Origin of the sequence: Nonomuraea sp. NPDC052129, from assembly GCF_040680095.1 — a bacterium.
Classification (GTDB): Bacteria; Actinomycetota; Actinomycetes; order Streptosporangiales; family Streptosporangiaceae; genus Nonomuraea.
The window spans coordinates 29,209-46,212 of record NZ_JBFAVX010000056.1 but is presented as its reverse complement, the minus strand read 5'-3'; the positions used below and the strand labels follow the sequence as shown (position 1 = coordinate 46,212).

Genomic DNA, 17,004 nt, shown 5'->3' with positions numbered 1-17,004 from the left:
CGAGGTGCCCCGTGTCCCGGTCCGGGGACCGGGACACGGCACCCGCCGGATCCGGCCATGACTCATCCGGCCCACCTCGTTCAAGGATCGGTGCAGATGGAGAACACGCCGGTGCTGCGCTCCGCGCTCGGCACCAATTTCTTCCGTGCGGTCAGCCCATGGCTGGACAGCACGGCTTTCCACACCAACCAGCTCCGGCACTCCCATCTCGGGATCTCCCGGTCGGCCTCGCCCGCCGAGGAGTTCCTGTACGCCAGCCGGCTCCGCCGCCACGACCGTGAGCTGCAGCGCTCGGTCGCCGACTACCTCACGACCGCGAGCATGGAGACGCTGAGCCACACCGATGAGGAGAGCATCCCCGCGGCATGCCGCGTAGAGCTGCCGGATCCGGCGCCGGCGCGGATGGCGCTGGATGAGGCGATCGCGGCCCGGCGCAGCACCCGCTCGTTCAGCGGGGCCCCGGTGACACTGCCCGAGACCGCCGCGCTGCTACGGGCCGCCGGAGCGTGCTTCGGCCACGAGGCGGGCCGGCCGCACCGAGCCGTCCCCAGCGGCGGCGGCCTGTACCCGGTCGAGCTGCACCTCGCCGCACGCGAGGTGACGGACCTGGAGCCGGGCCTGTACCGCTACGCCCCCCGCCTGGACTGCCTGGCCCGCCACGGTGGCCCTCAGCAACTGGCCGCGCTGCTGCGCTGCGGCCTGGACGAGCTGCCCGACCTACTGCCGATCGACCGCGCGGCGCTCGTCGTGCTGTTCGTCGGGCGCCCATGGCGCTCGATGCGCAAGTACGGCCCGCGCGGGCTGCGGTTCGTGCTGCACGAGGTCGGGGCGATGGCCCAGCATGTCCATCTCACCGCGGCCGCGCTCGGCCTGGCCGGCACGGACTGGTCGACCTACTACGACGAGGAGGCCCACGAAGTCCTCCGGGTCGACGGGCTGCGGACCGCCCTGTTGCATCTGATCGTCCTCGGCCGGCCGGGCGGCCGGCCACATCCGCAGAAGCAGAGCCGACCGCGTCAGCAGGAGAAGATGTGACACAGCCCGCATCACCCCGTATCAAGCGGTCGTTCTCAGTCATCGGGCATGATCCCGACACGGTCGAGCTCAGGCAGGGCGTGTGGAGCGCCACCTCGCACACCATCACCGACGAAGCCCGGCGCGGCTGGCTGTTCTCGGTGGTGAACGCTCTGGACGGCTCCCGGGAGGTGGCCGAGCTAGCCGCGCGGGCGAACATCGGTATGGAGGAGATATCCGCGCTCCTGGAGCAGTTGCGGACCCTCGACGTGATCGAGGACACCGCGACGAACGCACTCGACCACTACCTCGACCACTACGCCGACCTGCTCTCCGGGCCACCGCCACCCGCCCGTCCGGTACGGGTGATCGGCGACGGCGGTATGGCCGCCCGCGTCACGGAGCTGATCGCGGCCAGCGATCCGAAGCTCGACGTGACCGACTCCAGCGACGATCCCGTCCTTGAGGTGCTCAACGACGCCGACACCGGCTGGACCACGCATGGGCTGCGGCTGCACGAAGTCGCCGAGACGTTCGCCTCCTGGGAAGGCGGCATCACCGTGTGGGCCGGTGTCCGGGTGGATCCAGTGGCGGTGAGCCTGTTCAACAGGGTCGCCCTGGAAGTCGGCATGTCCTGGCTGCACGGCACGATCGATGGGCCGTTCCTGTTCGTCGGCCCGACCTTCCACCCGGGCCGCGGGCCCTGCTACACCTGTCTGGAAACGCGCATCACGATGAACCTCGCCGACGGCGCGGGCTACCGCCGATACAAGAACGCGCTCACCACCGCACAGGCGTCGGGCGGACGTCCACCGATGCTGCCCGCGCTGTCCTCGCTGCTCTGCTCCCATCTCGCCTTGGAAGCGATCAATCTCGCCCATACGGGCGCCTCCTTCACCCATGGCAAGATGCTGTGCGTCTACCTCCCCACATGGGAGACGACCGTCAGCGAGGTCCTGCAGATCCCCGGCTGTCCGGCCTGCTCGCCTGTCGCGCAGCGCGACGAACCCGAGCTCTACTTCCAGGCCAAGGAGTGGCTCAGTGGCTGACCAGGGTTCCACCGCGGGCCTCGTACCGCGGACCACACCGTTCGACGCAGGCACCCGGATGCTGGCCCGGCGCATGCTGAACCCCGTGTGCGGCCTGATACCGCGGCTGAAGTTCAGCGCCCGCTCACGTGGCGAACCACGCATCGCCATCGCCGGCGCCGAACTCACCGGCGTGCACGTCCTGTACGACGCCCGGCCGATCCCCGCCGAGCGTCACCACCTGGGCGGGGCCGGCATCCTGCTCGACGAGCCCCTCATCAAGTCACTCGGGGAGTCGGCCGAGCGTTACTGCCACCACTCCTTCCTCGCCCTGCACCGCGACCGGCTCCGCTTCGCCAGTCACCGCGCCATGAGCAGCGGTGGCCGCGGGATTCCGTCAGCTCAGTGCCTGTCGTTCTTCTCCGACGAGCAGCTCGGCCGCGACGGCTTCCTTTTCGAGCCCTTCGACCCCGACGCCCCGATGAGCTGGCTGCCCGCCGACTCGCTCACCTCGGACGACACCTACTGGATGCCCGCCCAGCTCACGCTGGTCGGCTACCTGCCGCGGCGCAAGGAGGGCGAGCCCTGGGTGAACGCCGCGGTGACCACCGGCACCGCGACCCACAGCGACCCGGGCAAAGCCCTGCTCGGCGCGCTGGAGGAGCTCATCCAGCTCGACTGCGTGATCGGGCACTGGTACGGCGGTCAGCCCTCCGTCAAGATCCTTCTTGACGGCCGCCTGCGGGCCCTCGCCCGGTTGATCGACCGCCACTGGTCGCCGGGCACGCCGCCCCCGGAGTTCCACCTCCTGCCCAGTCCCGACCTGCCCGGCTTCACCGTCGCCTGCGTCTACCGCGACGAACACCCCGGCAACGCGCCGGTCGTCGCGGGCCTGGGCAGCGACCAGCGCCTGGGCCACGCGATGTACAAGGCCCTCCTCGAAGCCGTCGCGGTGTTCCGCTACGCCAACTGGATGGCCGCCAAGGCCGCCATCGAGGACAGTGACGTCACCGACAAGGACCGCTTCTTCGATCTCGATGACAACGTTGCCTACTACACAGATCCGGCCAACGCCACGATCATCGACAAGCGCTTCGCCGTCCATGTGGAGGTCTCGGCGCGTGACCTGCCCCCCGACGCGGCCCCGGACCTCCGCAGCCGCGTGAAAGGGCTGGTGGCAGCCTTCGCCAAGACCGGAAAACAGCTCGGCTACCTCGACCTCACCACCCCGGACATCCGCCACCTCGGGCTCACGGTCTGCCGCGTCTGGTCCCCGGACACCCTCAGCCTGTGCCCGCCCAGCGCGCCGCCCCTGCTTCACAAGCGATTCGCCGACTACGGCGGCGCGACCAACCCCGAACCCCATCCCTACCCTTGATCACCCCATAACGGGAGGACTCGCGCGAGGTCACAGCCCCTGCGTGGCGTCTTCCCGGGCTGGCAGGCGCCGCGCGGGCGAGGCTGGAGAGCTCTGAGGAGCCCAGCGGAACGTCGGCGTCAGAGCTTGCCGAGTCCCCGGGCCAGGATGGTGGCGGTCTTCGCGATGGTCTTGTTGTCGGTGGGCAGGCCCGGGGTGCGGTTGGTGTAGATCGCCATGACGATGGGAGCGGCGCCCTGCTCGGAGCGGATCACGGCGATGTCGTTCCCGCCGCCGAATCCGTCGGAGTTGGTGCCGGTCTTGTCGGCGATCGTCCAGGTCTTGGGCAGGCCGGCCCGGATGCGCTCGGCGCCGGTCTTGTTGGCGAGCAGCCAGGCGTTGAACTGCTCCCGATCCTTGGCCTCCAGCGCATCGCCGATCGCGAGCACGCGGAGATCGCGGGCGATGGCCGCGGGCGTGGTGGTGTCGCGCTTGTCCTTGGGCCTCCAGTCGTTGAGCTCGGGGTGCCAGCGGTCCATCCGGGAGGTCGAGTCCTTCAGCGTACGGAAGTACTTCGTCAGCCCGGCGGGCCCGCCGATCAGCTTGAGCAGCAGGTTGGCCGCGGTGCCGTCGCTCTTGGTGATGGCCGCCTCGCACAGCTGGGCGACCGTCAGGCCGTCCTCGACGTGCTTCTCGGTGACCGGCGAATTGGGCGTCATGTCGGCGGCCGTCCACTTGATGAGCTTGTTCATCAGGCCGGGCTCGGAGGTGCGCGCCTTGTTCAGCACGGCCGCGCAGAGGGGCGCCTTGAAGGTGGACAGAAACGGAAAGCGCTCGCCCGCCCGGTACGTCACCGTCTTGCCGGTGGCGGTGTCGATGGCGTACGCCCCGATGCGGCCCTTGAAGGACACCTCCAGCGCCCGCAACTCCTTCCTGACCTGAGCCTCGCCCGAAACGGCCGGGGGCGCCGCGACGGTAGCGGCCGAGGCCGGGCCCGCGCCGAGAGCGCTGCCGGACAGGAGGGAGAGCGCCAACGAGGTCGCGGGGAGCGCTGCGGTGACGCGGCGGACGCGGAAGTGTCGCATGCCGAAATCCTTGCTTCTCATCTGTCAGAAGCTTGGAGCAAAGCAGATGTGATCATCCGCTGTCTAATAGCGATATCGATGATCTAGCGATATCGCATCCAATATCGCTACAGGTCAGGCACCAGACCCAGTTCCCGCATGACGAACGCCAGCCAGAAGCTCTGCTGCTGAACGATCGTGCTCCAACTCGTCCCCCCATGGCCCGCGTCGGACCAGACGCGCAGCAGGACAGGATGGGACGAGGTGGTGGCGGCCTGCGTTCTGGCGGCGAACTTGCGGGAGTGCCACGCCGGGCAGCGAGGATCGTTGGCCCCCGCGTCCAGCAGGATCGCCGGGTAGGCCGTACCCGGTTTCACGTTGTGGTACGGCGAGTAGGCCATGAGCACGGGGGCGTCGGCCGGGTCGTTGGGATTGCCGTACTCGGAGAGGGTCGCGGCGGTGCCCAGCGGGTCGCGGGCGACGCGCATCAGGTCCAGCTTCGGGGCGCCGCAGACCACCGCCCGCCACAGCTCCGGCCGCTGGGTCACGGCGGCGCCCGTGAGCAGCCCGCCGTTGGAGGCGCCCTGGACCGCCAGCCGGTCGGGCGTGGTGACCCCGTCGGCGATCAACCGCTCCGCGATGGCGTACAGGTCATTGAAGGTGTTCTGCTTGGCGTGCAGCCGCCCGGCCTCCCACCACTCCAGGCCGAACTCCCCGCCACCGCGCACATGGGCGTGCGCGTAGATCCCGCCCGCCTCCACGAACGCGGCCAGGGGGCCGAGGTACGACGCCAGCACGGCGACGTTGAACCCGCCGTACCCCTGGATCAGGGTCGGCTGTGGCCGCGAACGGTCCAGGTCGGCGCGGTGGACCAGGGTGCAGGGCGCGCGCGTGCCGTCGGCCGACGTGGCCCATACGCGAGTGGTGACCAGCCCGGTGAGGGTGTGGCCCGACCCCTGCAGGGCGGTCAGGGCCCCCGACTCCAGCTCGTAGTGGTACACCGTGGGGGACTGGGTGTAGGAGGTGTAGCCGAAGGTGATGGCGTCCTCGCAGCCCACGACCTGGTCCATCACCCCCAGGGCGACGACCCCCTGGGCGAGCGAGCTGACCGAGCCCTGGCCGGGCAGCGGGACCTCCCCGAGGTCCGCGCCGTCCAGGCCGAGGATCCGGATGCGCGAGACGGTGTCCACCAGCTCGCCGAGCACCAGCCGCTCGCCGACCAGGGTCACGCCGGTGAGCACGGCGTCGCCGCCCGGCACCAGCTCGGTCCAGGTGTCCGGGTCACCGGGGCTGTCCAGCGGGATGCGGACCAGGCGGCCTCGCGGGGCGCCCGCCGTGGTGACGGCCACGTAGGAGTCGTCGACGAGCACGCCCTTGTACAGGTGCTCGGCGTCGGTGATGAACTCGCGCCACTCCCAGGGGCGGTCCAGGCGGGCGATGAAGTGCGGCCGGGGCCGTAGATGGTCGACCTGGACCAGCGCCCAGCGCCCGTCCCGGGAGATCTTGGGGATGGCGAACATGTGGGGGATGTCCAGCGGCTCTGGCTGGGTGGGCGCCGGCTGTCCCAGCCGGTGGAAGAACAGCCGCCACCGTACCTGCGCCGCCCCCGATTCGTTGGCCATGTAGAAGAATCCGCTGCCGTCGGGGAGCCAGGCCACCAGCCCCGGCCGCTGCTGCGGTACGCCGTCCAGCAGCACCTTCCCGGTGTCGATCTCGATCACCTTGAGCGCCGGCAGCTCGCGGCCCCCGGCGTCCAGGGAGTACGCCAGCAGGCTGCCGTCAGGGGAGGGCTGCGGGCTCATGCGCAGTGGCGTACCGTCTGACAGCTCGTTGAGGTCGATCACCATGCGCCATGGACCTGTGGGGGCGTCGGCCGTCTCGAAGACCATCAGCTCCCGGCCGTCGGGGATGCGCCCGCGGAACCACCGCGGCCCGTATCGCACCGGAACCACCAGGTTGCGGGCGTCCATCTGCTCGACCAGCTCATCGACGCGGACCGCGAGCGCCTCATGGTGCGGCCAGCCGTGTACGTAGGAGCGAGCCAGCTCGTCCTGGGCCTTCTGCCAGGCCGCCACACCCTCGCCGTCGTCCTCCTCCAGCCACTGGTAGGGGTCGTCGAAGACCAGGCCGCCGACCTCGTTGTGCTCCGGCCGTATCGGTGCCTCGGGGTATCGCATTCTCGCGTCACTCTCCTGATTCGTGTTCGCGGGCCCAGATCACGGCCCGCTGGAGGTAGTCGAAGATGGCGGGCAGGCCGTCGGCGTCCAGCCACTCGATCTGGCGGCTGACCTCCTCGCTGACCCCGGCGCTGTTGTCGCGCCACCACGCCGTTCCGGCGATCTTGAGCCGTTCGTCGAGCTGCTGGTTGCCGCTCTGGAGCGCGGCCGCCATCGCCGTCCAGCGGGCGGTCACGGCCTGCACCTGAGGGTCGTCGACGGGCGTGCCCGCCAGCATGTGCTGATGGGCCTCCTTGAGCAGGACGAGCCACTCGGCCCGCAAGTCCCGCAGCGTGTCCTCGCCGAGTTGCATCCGGCGCTGGGCCAGGTGGTCTCGCAACTCCTGGGCGAAGTACGTCTCGTACACCGAGATCTCTTCGAGGGCGGTCATGAAGTGCTCGGAATCGGGCATGACCGACTGGTCGAGCAGCCCGAGGAGCCCGCCGATCTTCGTCTTGAGCTGCGCCATCCGGGCCGATTGCAGCTCCAGTTCGGCGAGCTGGGCGCCGAGCAGGTCGCGCATTGCCGCCAGGTCGTCGGCCGGTCGCCGAAGGACGTTCGCGATCTCCTCCAGCGACAGTCCCAGTCCGCGCAGGGCCCGCACGCGATACAGCTGCCGCAGATCGGCCTCGGTGTAGCGGCGGTGGCCCGACGCGGTCCGCTCGCCGGCCCGAACCAGGCCGATCTCGTCGTAGTGGTAGAGCGTACGGATGGTGACCCCGGTGGCCTTGGCCAGCTCTCCGATGGTCCATCGACGCTCGATACCGTCGTTTCCGGTCACGGAGTCGACGGTAGATCCTCCCGCCACGGGAGGTTCAAGCCAGAGCTCCCGCCCGTCTCATCGTGGCCGGTGGCCGTCGAGGCGGTGGGATGCGGCTACGCGAAGCAGGACGGCGGGGCATGTACGGGTGCCACCGGGAATGATCTTGGTCGTGGGTTTGATGAGCTCGGTGGCGTGGGCGTACCGGAGCTGGTGAAGGTCGGGGATCTGCCCGAGCGCGCGCAAGCCTTGGTTGGGGCCGGAGGAGGCGATGGGGCAGCCCAGGCAGTTGAGGTGCGCGTGGCCAGGCGGCGCTCCAGTTCGGCACGGTTGTGGCCGGAGGCTTGGGAGAGCTGGAAGGCTCCTTCCGTCGTATGCCGACACTTGTCGACCTGGTCGCGCTCGATGTCAACATCTGTTGGCCTACGCCTGTTGACACGGGAAGACTTTAAAAGAGTTATTCCACTACTGGACAAATCCAGCTCGTTATGGCCATGCGCCGATGAGCATGGAGACATCTATCTCATTGTGCGGAGCGCCATTTTATGGCCTCCCCATCGCTAACCCCACTGACCTGGGACGCGACATCTCGGAAGCAGTTTTTCGGCTTTTCGAGCGCCTGTTGCTTGCCATTAGGGTGCACATTCATGGAATCGACTTTCGATCGGCCGAAGAACTCGCGGGCCGCCACGCGTGCCGGTGAAGTGACCTCGGCGGAACTGACCGACGAGGCGATCCCCGCCTCGAGCGGGACGACAAGGTGTTCAAAAGCGTGAGACCAGTCATTAACTGCTTTTGTGAGGGATCTGCGTGAAAGCGTTGCTCACCCTGACCTGCGCAGGTCAGTTCATGGTGCTGCTCGACAACACGATCGTCGGCGCCGCCCTGCCCGACATGCAGCAGCGGCTCCACACCGGGCTGACCGGCCTGCAGTGGATCGTCGACGCCTACGTGCTGCTGGTGGCCATGCTGCTGCTGTCGGGCGGCGTCTTCGCCGACCGGTTCGGCCGCAGGCGGGTGTTCCTGGCCGGGGTGGTGGTGTTCACGGCCGCGTCGGTGGTGTGTTCGCTCGCGCCCTCGATCGGCTGGCTGATCGCCGGGCGGGTGCTGCAGGGCATTGGGGCCGCGGCGCTGAGCCCCGCCTCGCTGGCGTTGCTCGCCGCCGCGTATCCCGCCCCAAGGGAGCGCGTCAGAGCGATCGGGTTGTGGGCCGGGTTCAGCGGCATCGGCCTGGCCGCCGGACCGCTGGCGGGCGGGATCCTGGTGGAGGCCTTCGGCTGGCCCGCCATCTTCCTGGTCAACGTGCCCATCGGGGCGGTCCTGCTGCTGGCCGGGCTGCGCGTGCTGGGGGAATCCCGCAACCCGAGCGCGCCGCCGATCGACGTCCCCGGCACGGTCCTGTCCGTCGCGGGCGTGGGCGCTGTGACCTACGGCCTGATCGAGGGCGGTTCCCGAGGCTGGACCTCGCCGGTGATCCTGGGCGGCTTCGCCGCCGGGCTGGCGCTCCTGGCCGCGTTCGTCGTGGTCGAAGGTCGTGTGTCAACGCCGATACTGCCGCTGCGGCTGTTCCGTCAGCGGCTGTTCACGGTGTCCAACACGGCGATGGTCGTGGTCGGGTTCGCGCTGATGGGGTCGTCGTTCTTCTTCTCCCAGTTCTTCGTCTACGTCCAGGGCACTTCGATCCTGGTCGCCGGGCTGCGGACCCTGCCCGTCTCGCTGGCCATGGTGATCGTCAGCCCGTACGCGGGCCGGTTCGCGGCCAGGTACGGCTTCCGCGTCGTCGTCAGCAGCGGCCTGGCGCTGGCCGGGCTGGGGCTGCTGGCGCTGGGCTTCGTCCACGCCGATACCGGCTACGGGAACGTGTGGTGGCGGCTGGCGGTCGTCGGCATCGGATTCGCTCTCACCATGTCGCCGCTGACCGGGGCCTCCATCCAGGCGGTCAGCCCGCACGAGGGCGGCCTCGCCTCGGGCATCAGCAGCACCACCCGGCAGATCGGCGCGGTACTCGGCGTGGCTGTGCTCGGGGCGATCGTCCACACGCGGGAGTCCGGCGGCGCCTCCTTCGAATCCGGCCTCAACAGCGCCTTCCTCGCGGCGGGTGCCGTGACGCTGGCCTGCGCCGTATTCACCGGCCTGTGGCTGACCGCGGCCCGGACGCCGAGGGGCGTCCGGGCCGAACAGTCAGGAGGCCAAGCAGTCAGTGAGCCGCCGCTGACAGCTCCTCCCAGTCGGCCCACGTCTTGAGCCGCTCGGCGTAGGCCTGCTGGGTCATCCGCAGCCCTTCGGTGCCGAAGAATACCCGCAGCGGCGAGCGAGCCGCCGGTTATGGGGCGACGAGCACTTGGGACTCGAGGTCGAGTCGGGTGGCGGGGTTGGCGGCCGGCGGGGTCAGGTTGAGGGTCGTTGTGGCCGATGAGCTTGCCGCCGAACATCAGCCAGTCGGCGAAGTTGTGGAAGGACGTGTCCTGCACGCAGTAGCGGACGTAGAGCGAGTCGGCGAGCGTTCTGCCCCCGTAGCCTGACCAGCACACCATGCGCGAGGTGCGGCGATAGCCGAACGCGGCCCGTTTCTGCCGTATTCAGGTGCCACCCTATGTGGGGACGGTCGCGGGCGGCAGGTCTGCCAGACCGTCATGGTCGTCACGACCTCCTCGAAGTGCGTCCGCAGGCCGCGGTGGTCAGCCGCCGCGCCGGAGCGGCCCAGCGTGTCCAGTTGTAGGCGAACTGCGGGTAGACCCCGGTATGGGAGAGAACGGGCCACTGACTCGACCACGATGTGCCTGCCTCGGCCGCCCAGCCGTCGCTGGATGGCCTCGGTGAAGGCACCCGTCCCCGCGCCGAGCTCGACCATCACCGGCTCGCCGCGCGACGCTCCGAGCGGTCATGCGGGGATTGTATGTAGGCAATGTCGGGTTGAAGTGAACGACTCAGGTAGGTCAGGCGAACGACAGGGTGGCAGCACGGGGCTACCGGCGTCGTGCCGCAGGCTGCAGGGCCGGGCTGGCCCATCCGTTGTCGGCGGGGTTGATCGTCACCCCGGGCAGCACGATCTCGTCGATGCGGTCCAGTACGTCATCCGGCAGCTTGACGTCGGCGGCGGGCAGCTGCGATTCGAGATGCTCCATGGTCCGCGGGCCGATGATCGCCGAGGTCACCGCGGGGTGGCGCAGGACGAAGGCGATCGCCATCTCGATCAGCGGGATCCCCGCCTTGTCGGCCAGCTCCGCGAGCTGCTCGGCGGCCTCCAGCTTGCGCTGGTTCTCCGGCATCGACAGGTCGTACCGGTCGGCGAGCCGCTGGCGCGCCACGGAGAACGGCCTCGACTCCGAGCCCTTGCGGTAGCGCCCGGTGAGCCAGCCGCCGGCCAGCGGGCTGTACGGAATCACGCCCATCCCATACCTCGCGCACGTGGGCAGCGTGTCGGCCTCGATCCCGCGCACGAGGATGGAGTACGGCGGCTGCTCGCACGTGAAGCGCTCACGGCCGCGCTCGCTCGCGGTCCACTGGGCCTCCACGATCGCCGAGACCGGCCAGGTCGAGTGACCGACATAGCGGACCTTGCCGGCGCGGACGAGGTCGGTGAGGGCGCCGAGCGTCTCGTCGATGGCGGTGTCCGGGTCGTAGCGGTGGATCTGGTAGAGGTCGATCCAGTCGGTGCCCAGCCGCCGCAGCGAGTTCTCGACCTCGCGGATGATCCAGCGGCGCGAGTTGCCGCGCTGGTTGGGGTCCTCGCCCATCGGCATGTGCGCCTTGGTCGCGAGTACGACATCGTCGCGCCGGCCACCGGCCAGCGCCTTGCCGACGATGACCTCGGACTCGCCGGCCGAGTAGATGTCGGCGGTGTCGATGAAGTTGATCCCGGCGTCCAGTGCCCGGTTGATGATCCGGATGCTCTCATCGTGATCCTTCGTGCCCCACTCGCCGAACATCATGGCGCCCAGGCACAGCTTGCTGACCGAGACGCCGGTGCGTCCCAGTTGGCAGTACTCCATGAAGTACTCCTTCTCGAAAGTGGCTCAGGCCAGGGTCGAGATGTCGATCACGAACCGGTACCGCACGTCGGAGGCCAGGACGCGCTCGTACGCCTCGTTGATCTTGTCGGCCGAGATGACCTCGATCTCGGCCCCGAGGTGGTGCTGGGCGCAGAAGTCGAGCATCTCCTGGGTTTCGCGGATGCCGCCGATCGCCGAACCGGCGAACGACCGGCGGCTCATGATGAGGGGAAACACGTTGAACGCCAGTGGTTCGGCCGGAGCGCCGACGTTGACCATCGTGCCGTCCACGGCCAGCAGCGACAGGTAGGCGTCAAGGTCGATCTTCGCGCTGATGGTGTTCACGATGAGGTCGAAGGAGCCGGCGAGCTGCTCGAACGTCTCCGGGTCGCTCGTGGCGTAATAGTGGTCCGCGCCCAGGCGCAGGCCGTCCTCCCTCTTCTTCAGCGACTGCGACAGGACGGTCACCTCGGCGCCCAGCGCGTGCGCGAGCTTGACGGCCATGTGACCGAGCCCGCCGAGCCCGACGACCGCCACCTTCTTGCCAGGGCCGGCGCCCCAGCGGCGCAGCGGCGAGTACGTCGTGATGCCGGCGCACAGCAGCGGCGCGGCGGAGTCGAGCTCGATACCTTCGGGGATCCGCACGACGAAGTCCTCGGTCACCACGATGTGGGTGGAGTAGCCGCCCTGGGTGATCCGTCCGTCCTTGTCGGTGGAGCCGTAGGTGAGCGTGTTGCCCTTGAGGCAGTACTGCTCCTCGCCCTTGCGGCAGCTGGAGCACTCACCGCAGGAGTCGACCATGCAGCCGACGCCGACCCGGTCTCCGACGGCGTACTGGGTGACCTCCGGGCCGACCGCGGCGACGATTCCGGCGATCTCGTGACCGGGGGCGACGGGATAGGGGGCTGTGCCCCATTCGCCGCGTACGAAGTGGATGTCGGAGTGGCAGATACCGCAGTACTTGATCTCGATGAGGACGTCGCGCGGGCCGACGTCGCGACGCTCGACCCTCGCCGGGGCGAGCGGCTCGGTCGCGGACGTGGCGGAGTAGGAGTTGACGGTGAGCATGTTCTTCTCCGTGCTGAAGCTTCTATGACTGCTTCTACGACTGCTTCTATGACTGACGGCGGCGCGTGGCGAGGCCGCCGAAGCGAGCGTGTTCTGAGCTCTTCTGAAGCCGTCCTGAGCAGGGAAAACGTCTCTTTCCCTCATCCACTGTGCCACCGCCGCGTGCCGCGCGGCAGGGCGGGGTGTGCCGGGGAGCGGTGTTCAGGGGTGTGACAGGGCCCCCCAGGCGCCGGGTCGGCGGCGCGGGTTTGGGTATCGACGATGCGGCCGCGGCACTCGAGACTGCGGCGATCACCGATATGACGAAGGAGACAAGCCGATGACTACGTGGACGAGCGACGAGCTCAGCAGGATCGAAGCGGCCGACGAGTTGCGGATCGAGCCCCGGCGCGGCGACGGCACGCTGGGCAAGCCGGTGCCGATCTGGGTCGTCCGCCATGGCGACCACCTCTATGTCCGCTCCTACAAGGCGGGCGCGGGTGCCTGGTTCCGCACGGTCCAGGAGACCCACGAAGGCCATATCCGGGCCGGCGGCGTCGACAAGGACGTCACCATCGAGGCGGAAACCGATCCTGACATCGACAACCAGATCGACGCCGCCTACCGCGCCAAGTACGGCCGCTACGGTCCGACGTACATCGACGCCATGGTGGCGCCCGAGGTGCGAGCCACGACCCGCAAGCTCGAGCCTCGCTGAACCTTGCGGCCCCCAGTCTTGCCTTGACGCTAGCGGCAACGTTCTAGCGTGTCGGCGACAGGCGGGGGGCGCATGCCGATCCTCCGTGCGCCGATCGGAGGAATGACGATGAAGTTCGGGATCAGCTACAACACGGCCTATTTTGGCGTCGACCCCGAAAGGATCATGGCCTTCGCCCGGCATGCCGAGGACAGCGGCTTCGAGTCGCTGTACCTGCCGGAGCACATCGCGCTGTACCCCGGTGCCACGGTCGGGACCATGGAGCTCCCGCCGTCGCTGCCTTACGCCGATCCACTCGACTGCCTGAGCTTCGTCGCCGCGGCCACGGAGCGGATCCAGCTCGGAACGGGTGTGCTGCTGCTGCCGTACCACCACCCGGTGGTCCTCGCCAAGCGCCTGGCGACGATCGACGTGCTGTCCAAGGGGCGGATGCGGCTGCTGACCGTGGGGCTCGGCTCCCTGCCCGGCGAGGCGCGGGCGGTGGGGGTCGACTTCAGTACCCGGGGCCGGCGCGCCGACGAGGCGATCGATGTCATGCGCCTGCTCTGGGCCGGTGGCGAGGACGGCGTCAGCTTCGCGGGGGAGTTCTTCGCCTTCGACGACCTATGCCAATTCCCCAAGCCCGTCGGTGTCACCCACCTGCCGATCCACATCGGCGGATCGAGCCGGGCGGCCGCCCGCCGCGCCGGGCGACGCGGCGACGGCTACTTCCCCGGCGGCGCGCTCGGCCCGGACGAGCGCGCCCTGCAGTTGGACCTCGCCCGCTCGACCGCCGTCGAGGCAGGGCGTAGCCCGGGAGCGCTGGAGTACACGCGATGGGGGTCGATCGACATGGCCGACGAGCAGGTCGAAGCCCTCGCCGCGCAAGGCGTGACCCGCCTCGTCGTGAACCCCACCGCCCCCGACCTGGACCGGCAACGCGATCAGATGTCCGCGTTCGCCCAGCGCTTCGCCCTCCTCGACACCTCCCTCAGCGGTCCGGCTTGATTCTGCTGGACCTTTGATCCCGACGCCTCGTAACGTCGCCGCATGACGACAGTGCTCTGCGTACCTCAATGGCAAGGATCGGCGTCGAGCGACGCGCCGCGGCTGATGGCCGGTGCCCGCCGCGCCGCCGAGCTCGTTCCCGCCGACGCGGTGGTGACCGTGCCCGTGATGGAAACCGGCGGGGACAAGGGCGCCGGGGTCCGCGCGTACGACGCGCTCGTGGAGAATCAGCGGCTGACGCGGAAGGCACTGACCGGCATCGACGACCGGGTGATCACCGTCGGCGGCGACTGCGCGGTCGACATCCCGCCGATCGCCGCCGCTCACGCCCGCTACGGGGACGCTTTGACGGTGCTCTGGATCGACGCGCACCCCGACGTCTACAGCCCGCGGACCCTGCCATCGGGCGCCTTCCACGGGATGGTGGTACGCGCGCTGCTCGGAGACGGGCCGGCCGGCCTCACACCGCCGCGGCCGCTGGCACCACGGCAGGTGATCATCGCGGGGGAGCGGGCGGGCGACGTGTCCGAGCACGAGTACCTCGCGAAGACCGGCCTGCGCAGGTACGGCGTCGACGACCTGGAGCGCGTGCTCGACGGTCTGCGCGGTCCCGTGTACGTGCATATCGACCTCGACGTCCTGGAGCCCACCGCCTTCGGCTCGACCTGCTATCCCGAGCCGAACGGCGTACAGCCGCTGCGACTGATCGACCTCGTCTCCCAGGTGGACGACATCATCGGCGCGGCCATCACCGAGCACGCGCCGGCCGGCGACGCCGCCGACCCCGGCGAGGCCGAGACGATCCGCCGGCTGGGCGCCGCGCTGACGCGCTGACGGTCGCGTAGGCGACGGGACGCCTGTGGTGCGACGTCCACCCCGCCACATGGCCTCGATAACACTCGACATAGGCTGCGTCCAGGAAGGGCCTGAGCCAACCGCAGCAGATGCAGACGGGGGGCGGTTGCCCGATGGCGAAGCTACTTTTCGTGATGACCGGCACGGCGTACTGGACGCTCAAGGACGGCACCAGGCATGCGACGGGCTACTGGGCCGAGGAGTTCGCGGCCCCGTACAAGGCGCTCACCGAGGCCGGCCACGAGGTCGTGGTCGCCACTCCCAACGGGGTGGTACCGACCGTGGACATGATGAGCCTGCGCCCCGAGATGGCGGGTAGCGCGCAGATCGCTCTCGATCTGGAGGCGATCATCCGTTCAGCGGAGGTGATGCGGCGGCCGATCCACTTGGCGGACGCCCGCCTGGAGGATTACGACGCCGTCTACTGCCCGGGCGGCCACGGCCCCATGGAAGACCTGTACATCGACGCGGACGCCGGCCGGCTGCTGACCGCGGCGCTCGCCTCCGGCAATCCCCTCGCGATCGTCTGCCACGCCCCGGCCGCGATGCTGGCCACCAGGATCCACGGCGTGTCGCCCTTCGCCGGCTTCCAGATCACCGCGTTCACCAACGAGGAAGAGAACGCGGTCGGGCTCGCCTCGAAGGCCCGCTGGTTGCTGGAGGACGAGCTCATCGACCTGGGCGTCGACTTCACCAAGGGCGAGATGTGGAAGCCCTACACGGTGGTTGACCGCAACCTGTTCACCGGGCAGAACCCCGCGTCGGCGGCCGTCCTGGCCGAACGGCTGCTCAAGGTCCTTTAGCGGGCTGCCTTGCCGATCATGTCGAGGGACACCTGCCAGAGGCGGGCGGCGGCGTCGGGGTCGACGGCGTAGGCCGCGAAGCCGCGCCGGAGTCCGGGTGTGTGCGGGACGGCTGGTTGGCAGTCCTCGAAGTACTGTCCGGTCACGCCTTCGACTCGTCGTAAGGGTGGCGCTCGAAGTTGATGTCGTCCCAGATGATGTCCCCATTGACGTGGCCCACGGAGCTCACGACGACGACCCGCGCGCGCCCGGCGGCCTCAAGGGCGTCGTGCAGTCCGGAAGTAAGGGCGAAATGGCCAAGATGATTGGTGGCGAACTGCATCTCCCAGCCCTCGGCGGTACGCCGCTCGGGGGTGGCCATGATGCCGGCGTTGTCGACCAGGATGTCGAGCGGGCCTCGCCAGGAGGCAGCGAAGGCGTCGATCGAGTCGCGGACCGATAGGTCCATAAAGGCCACTTGTACCCGCGCATTGCCAGTGGACGCCACGATGTCGGCGGCGACCTTCTCGCCTGCGGCGGTGTCGCGGACCGCGAGGGTGACGTCGGCGCCGGCCTTGGCGAGCGCCCGCGCGGTCTCCACGCCGATTCCCGACGACGCTCCCGTCACGATGGCCTTCTTGGCGGACAGGTCGACGCCGTCGACGGTTTCCTCAGCGGTCGTGGCCGGCCCGAAGGCAATGGTGAGCATTGTTATGTTCCTTCACGTAGGATTAACCGGACCCGGCTCCGGTTTCGCCGGCGGTACAGGAAGCGATCCATGGACACAGAGGACCCCAGGTAACCCCGAGCCAACCGTGAACAGCTCCTTAAGACCATGACATCCCGCTGAGGGTGGGGCGCCGACGCGCGCCGCGTTGGCCGTCGAACAGTTGCAGCGCTGGTTCGCCCACGCCCGGCTCCGCTCCTGCGGGCAGGGGCTGCCCGTGGGGTTGCCGGCCAACGTCTGGCAGTGTGAGCTCATCGTCGCGGGGCCGGATGGCGAGCACGCCGCCGCCCTACGGTGGACGCACCAGGGTACGGCCTCCGTCACCGTTCCCGGTGCCGGGAGCGTATGGCGGCTCGACGGCTCCAGCAGTCCGGTCCGGCCGGGCGATGCTGTCCAGATCACCGAACGGCCCATCCTCATCACGTACTGACCGGCCGGAAATTCCGGTGAGCGATGA

16 protein-coding genes are annotated in these 17,004 nt (G+C 69.2%); 9 read left to right on the top strand and 7 right to left on the bottom strand.

The window, feature by feature from the left end; translation table 11 throughout:
* The first annotated feature begins 96 nt into the window (after nt 1-96).
* Genes AB0L53_RS57125 through AB0L53_RS57115 form a run of 3 tightly spaced genes read left to right on the top strand, consistent with a single transcriptional unit; the run spans nt 97 to nt 3,420 of the window.
* Nucleotides 97-1,035 (top strand): SagB/ThcOx family dehydrogenase, encoded by a 939-nt coding sequence (locus AB0L53_RS57125; RefSeq protein ID WP_364014830.1) that lies wholly within the window; start codon nt 97-99, stop codon nt 1,033-1,035.
* On the top strand, nt 1,032-2,063 hold the full coding sequence (locus AB0L53_RS57120) for a TOMM precursor leader peptide-binding protein (RefSeq protein ID WP_364014828.1): 1,032 nt from the start codon (nt 1,032-1,034) through the stop codon (nt 2,061-2,063). The genes AB0L53_RS57125 and AB0L53_RS57120 overlap by 4 nt, the downstream gene beginning before the upstream one ends.
* Nucleotides 2,056-3,420 carry a YcaO-like family protein gene (locus AB0L53_RS57115; RefSeq protein WP_364014825.1) on the top strand — a complete coding sequence of 455 codons (1,365 nt, stop codon included), beginning with the start codon at nt 2,056-2,058 and terminating at the stop codon, nt 3,418-3,420. The genes AB0L53_RS57120 and AB0L53_RS57115 overlap by 8 nt, the downstream gene beginning before the upstream one ends.
* Nucleotides 3,421-3,539: 119 nt before the next feature.
* On the opposite strand, the gene bla is transcribed toward AB0L53_RS57115, so the two are convergent.
* The 3 genes from bla to AB0L53_RS57100 all read right to left on the bottom strand — a co-directional run bounded on the left by bla (nt 3,540) and on the right by AB0L53_RS57100 (nt 7,460).
* On the bottom strand, nt 3,540-4,484 hold the full coding sequence (gene bla, locus AB0L53_RS57110; RefSeq protein WP_364014823.1) for a class A beta-lactamase: 945 nt from the start codon (nt 4,482-4,484) through the stop codon (nt 3,540-3,542).
* Nucleotides 4,485-4,591: 107 nt separating this feature from the next.
* Complete coding sequence (locus tag AB0L53_RS57105) at nt 4,592-6,640, bottom strand: prolyl oligopeptidase family serine peptidase (protein WP_364014820.1); 2,049 nt, start codon at nt 6,638-6,640, stop codon at nt 4,592-4,594.
* A gap of 7 nt (nt 6,641-6,647) precedes the next feature.
* Nucleotides 6,648-7,460, bottom strand: a complete 813-nt coding sequence (locus AB0L53_RS57100; RefSeq protein ID WP_364014817.1) for a MerR family transcriptional regulator — start codon at nt 7,458-7,460, stop codon at nt 6,648-6,650.
* 789 nt (nt 7,461-8,249) lie between these two features.
* Here AB0L53_RS57100 and AB0L53_RS57095 point away from each other — a divergent pair.
* Entirely contained in the window at nt 8,250-9,683 is a 1,434-nt protein-coding gene (locus AB0L53_RS57095) for an MFS transporter (RefSeq protein WP_364014814.1), read from the top strand.
* A gap of 722 nt (nt 9,684-10,405) precedes the next feature.
* Here the strand turns inward: AB0L53_RS57095 and AB0L53_RS57090 are convergent.
* A complete protein-coding gene (locus AB0L53_RS57090; RefSeq protein WP_364014811.1) occupies nt 10,406-11,431 on the bottom strand; it encodes an aldo/keto reductase in 1,026 nt (341 codons plus the stop codon).
* A gap of 24 nt (nt 11,432-11,455) precedes the next feature.
* A complete protein-coding gene (locus AB0L53_RS57085; RefSeq protein ID WP_364014808.1) occupies nt 11,456-12,499 on the bottom strand; it encodes an NAD(P)-dependent alcohol dehydrogenase in 1,044 nt (347 codons plus the stop codon).
* Nucleotides 12,500-12,818: 319 nt separating this feature from the next.
* On the opposite strand from AB0L53_RS57085, the gene AB0L53_RS57080 reads away from it, so the two are divergent.
* The 4 genes from AB0L53_RS57080 (at nt 12,819) to AB0L53_RS57065 (ending at nt 15,841) form a co-directional block, all read left to right on the top strand.
* Entirely contained in the window at nt 12,819-13,196 is a 378-nt protein-coding gene (locus tag AB0L53_RS57080; protein ID WP_364014805.1) for a DUF2255 family protein, read from the top strand.
* A 108-nt stretch (nt 13,197-13,304) separates the two neighbouring features.
* Complete coding sequence (locus AB0L53_RS57075; protein WP_364014802.1) at nt 13,305-14,183, top strand: TIGR03619 family F420-dependent LLM class oxidoreductase; 879 nt, start codon at nt 13,305-13,307, stop codon at nt 14,181-14,183.
* A gap of 42 nt (nt 14,184-14,225) precedes the next feature.
* Nucleotides 14,226-15,017, top strand: coding sequence for an arginase family protein (locus tag AB0L53_RS57070; RefSeq protein WP_364014800.1), 792 nt, complete (start codon nt 14,226-14,228; stop codon nt 15,015-15,017).
* A 134-nt stretch (nt 15,018-15,151) separates the two neighbouring features.
* Entirely contained in the window at nt 15,152-15,841 is a 690-nt protein-coding gene (locus AB0L53_RS57065; RefSeq protein WP_364014797.1) for a type 1 glutamine amidotransferase domain-containing protein, read from the top strand.
* Here AB0L53_RS57065 and AB0L53_RS57060 read toward each other — a convergent pair.
* Both AB0L53_RS57060 and AB0L53_RS57055 read right to left on the bottom strand, forming a co-directional pair.
* Nucleotides 15,838-15,987, bottom strand: a complete 150-nt coding sequence (locus tag AB0L53_RS57060) for a hypothetical protein (RefSeq protein WP_364014794.1) — start codon at nt 15,985-15,987, stop codon at nt 15,838-15,840. The genes AB0L53_RS57065 and AB0L53_RS57060 overlap by 4 nt on opposite strands.
* On the bottom strand, nt 15,984-16,529 hold the full coding sequence (locus AB0L53_RS57055; RefSeq protein WP_364014791.1) for an SDR family NAD(P)-dependent oxidoreductase: 546 nt from the start codon (nt 16,527-16,529) through the stop codon (nt 15,984-15,986). The genes AB0L53_RS57060 and AB0L53_RS57055 overlap by 4 nt, the downstream gene beginning before the upstream one ends.
* Before the next feature lie 166 nt (nt 16,530-16,695).
* Between AB0L53_RS57055 and AB0L53_RS57050 the strand changes: the two genes are divergently transcribed.
* Nucleotides 16,696-16,977: a hypothetical protein gene (locus AB0L53_RS57050; protein WP_364014788.1), complete on the top strand. Its 282-nt coding sequence runs from the start codon at nt 16,696-16,698 to the stop codon at nt 16,975-16,977.
* Nucleotides 16,978-17,004 lie beyond the last annotated feature (27 nt).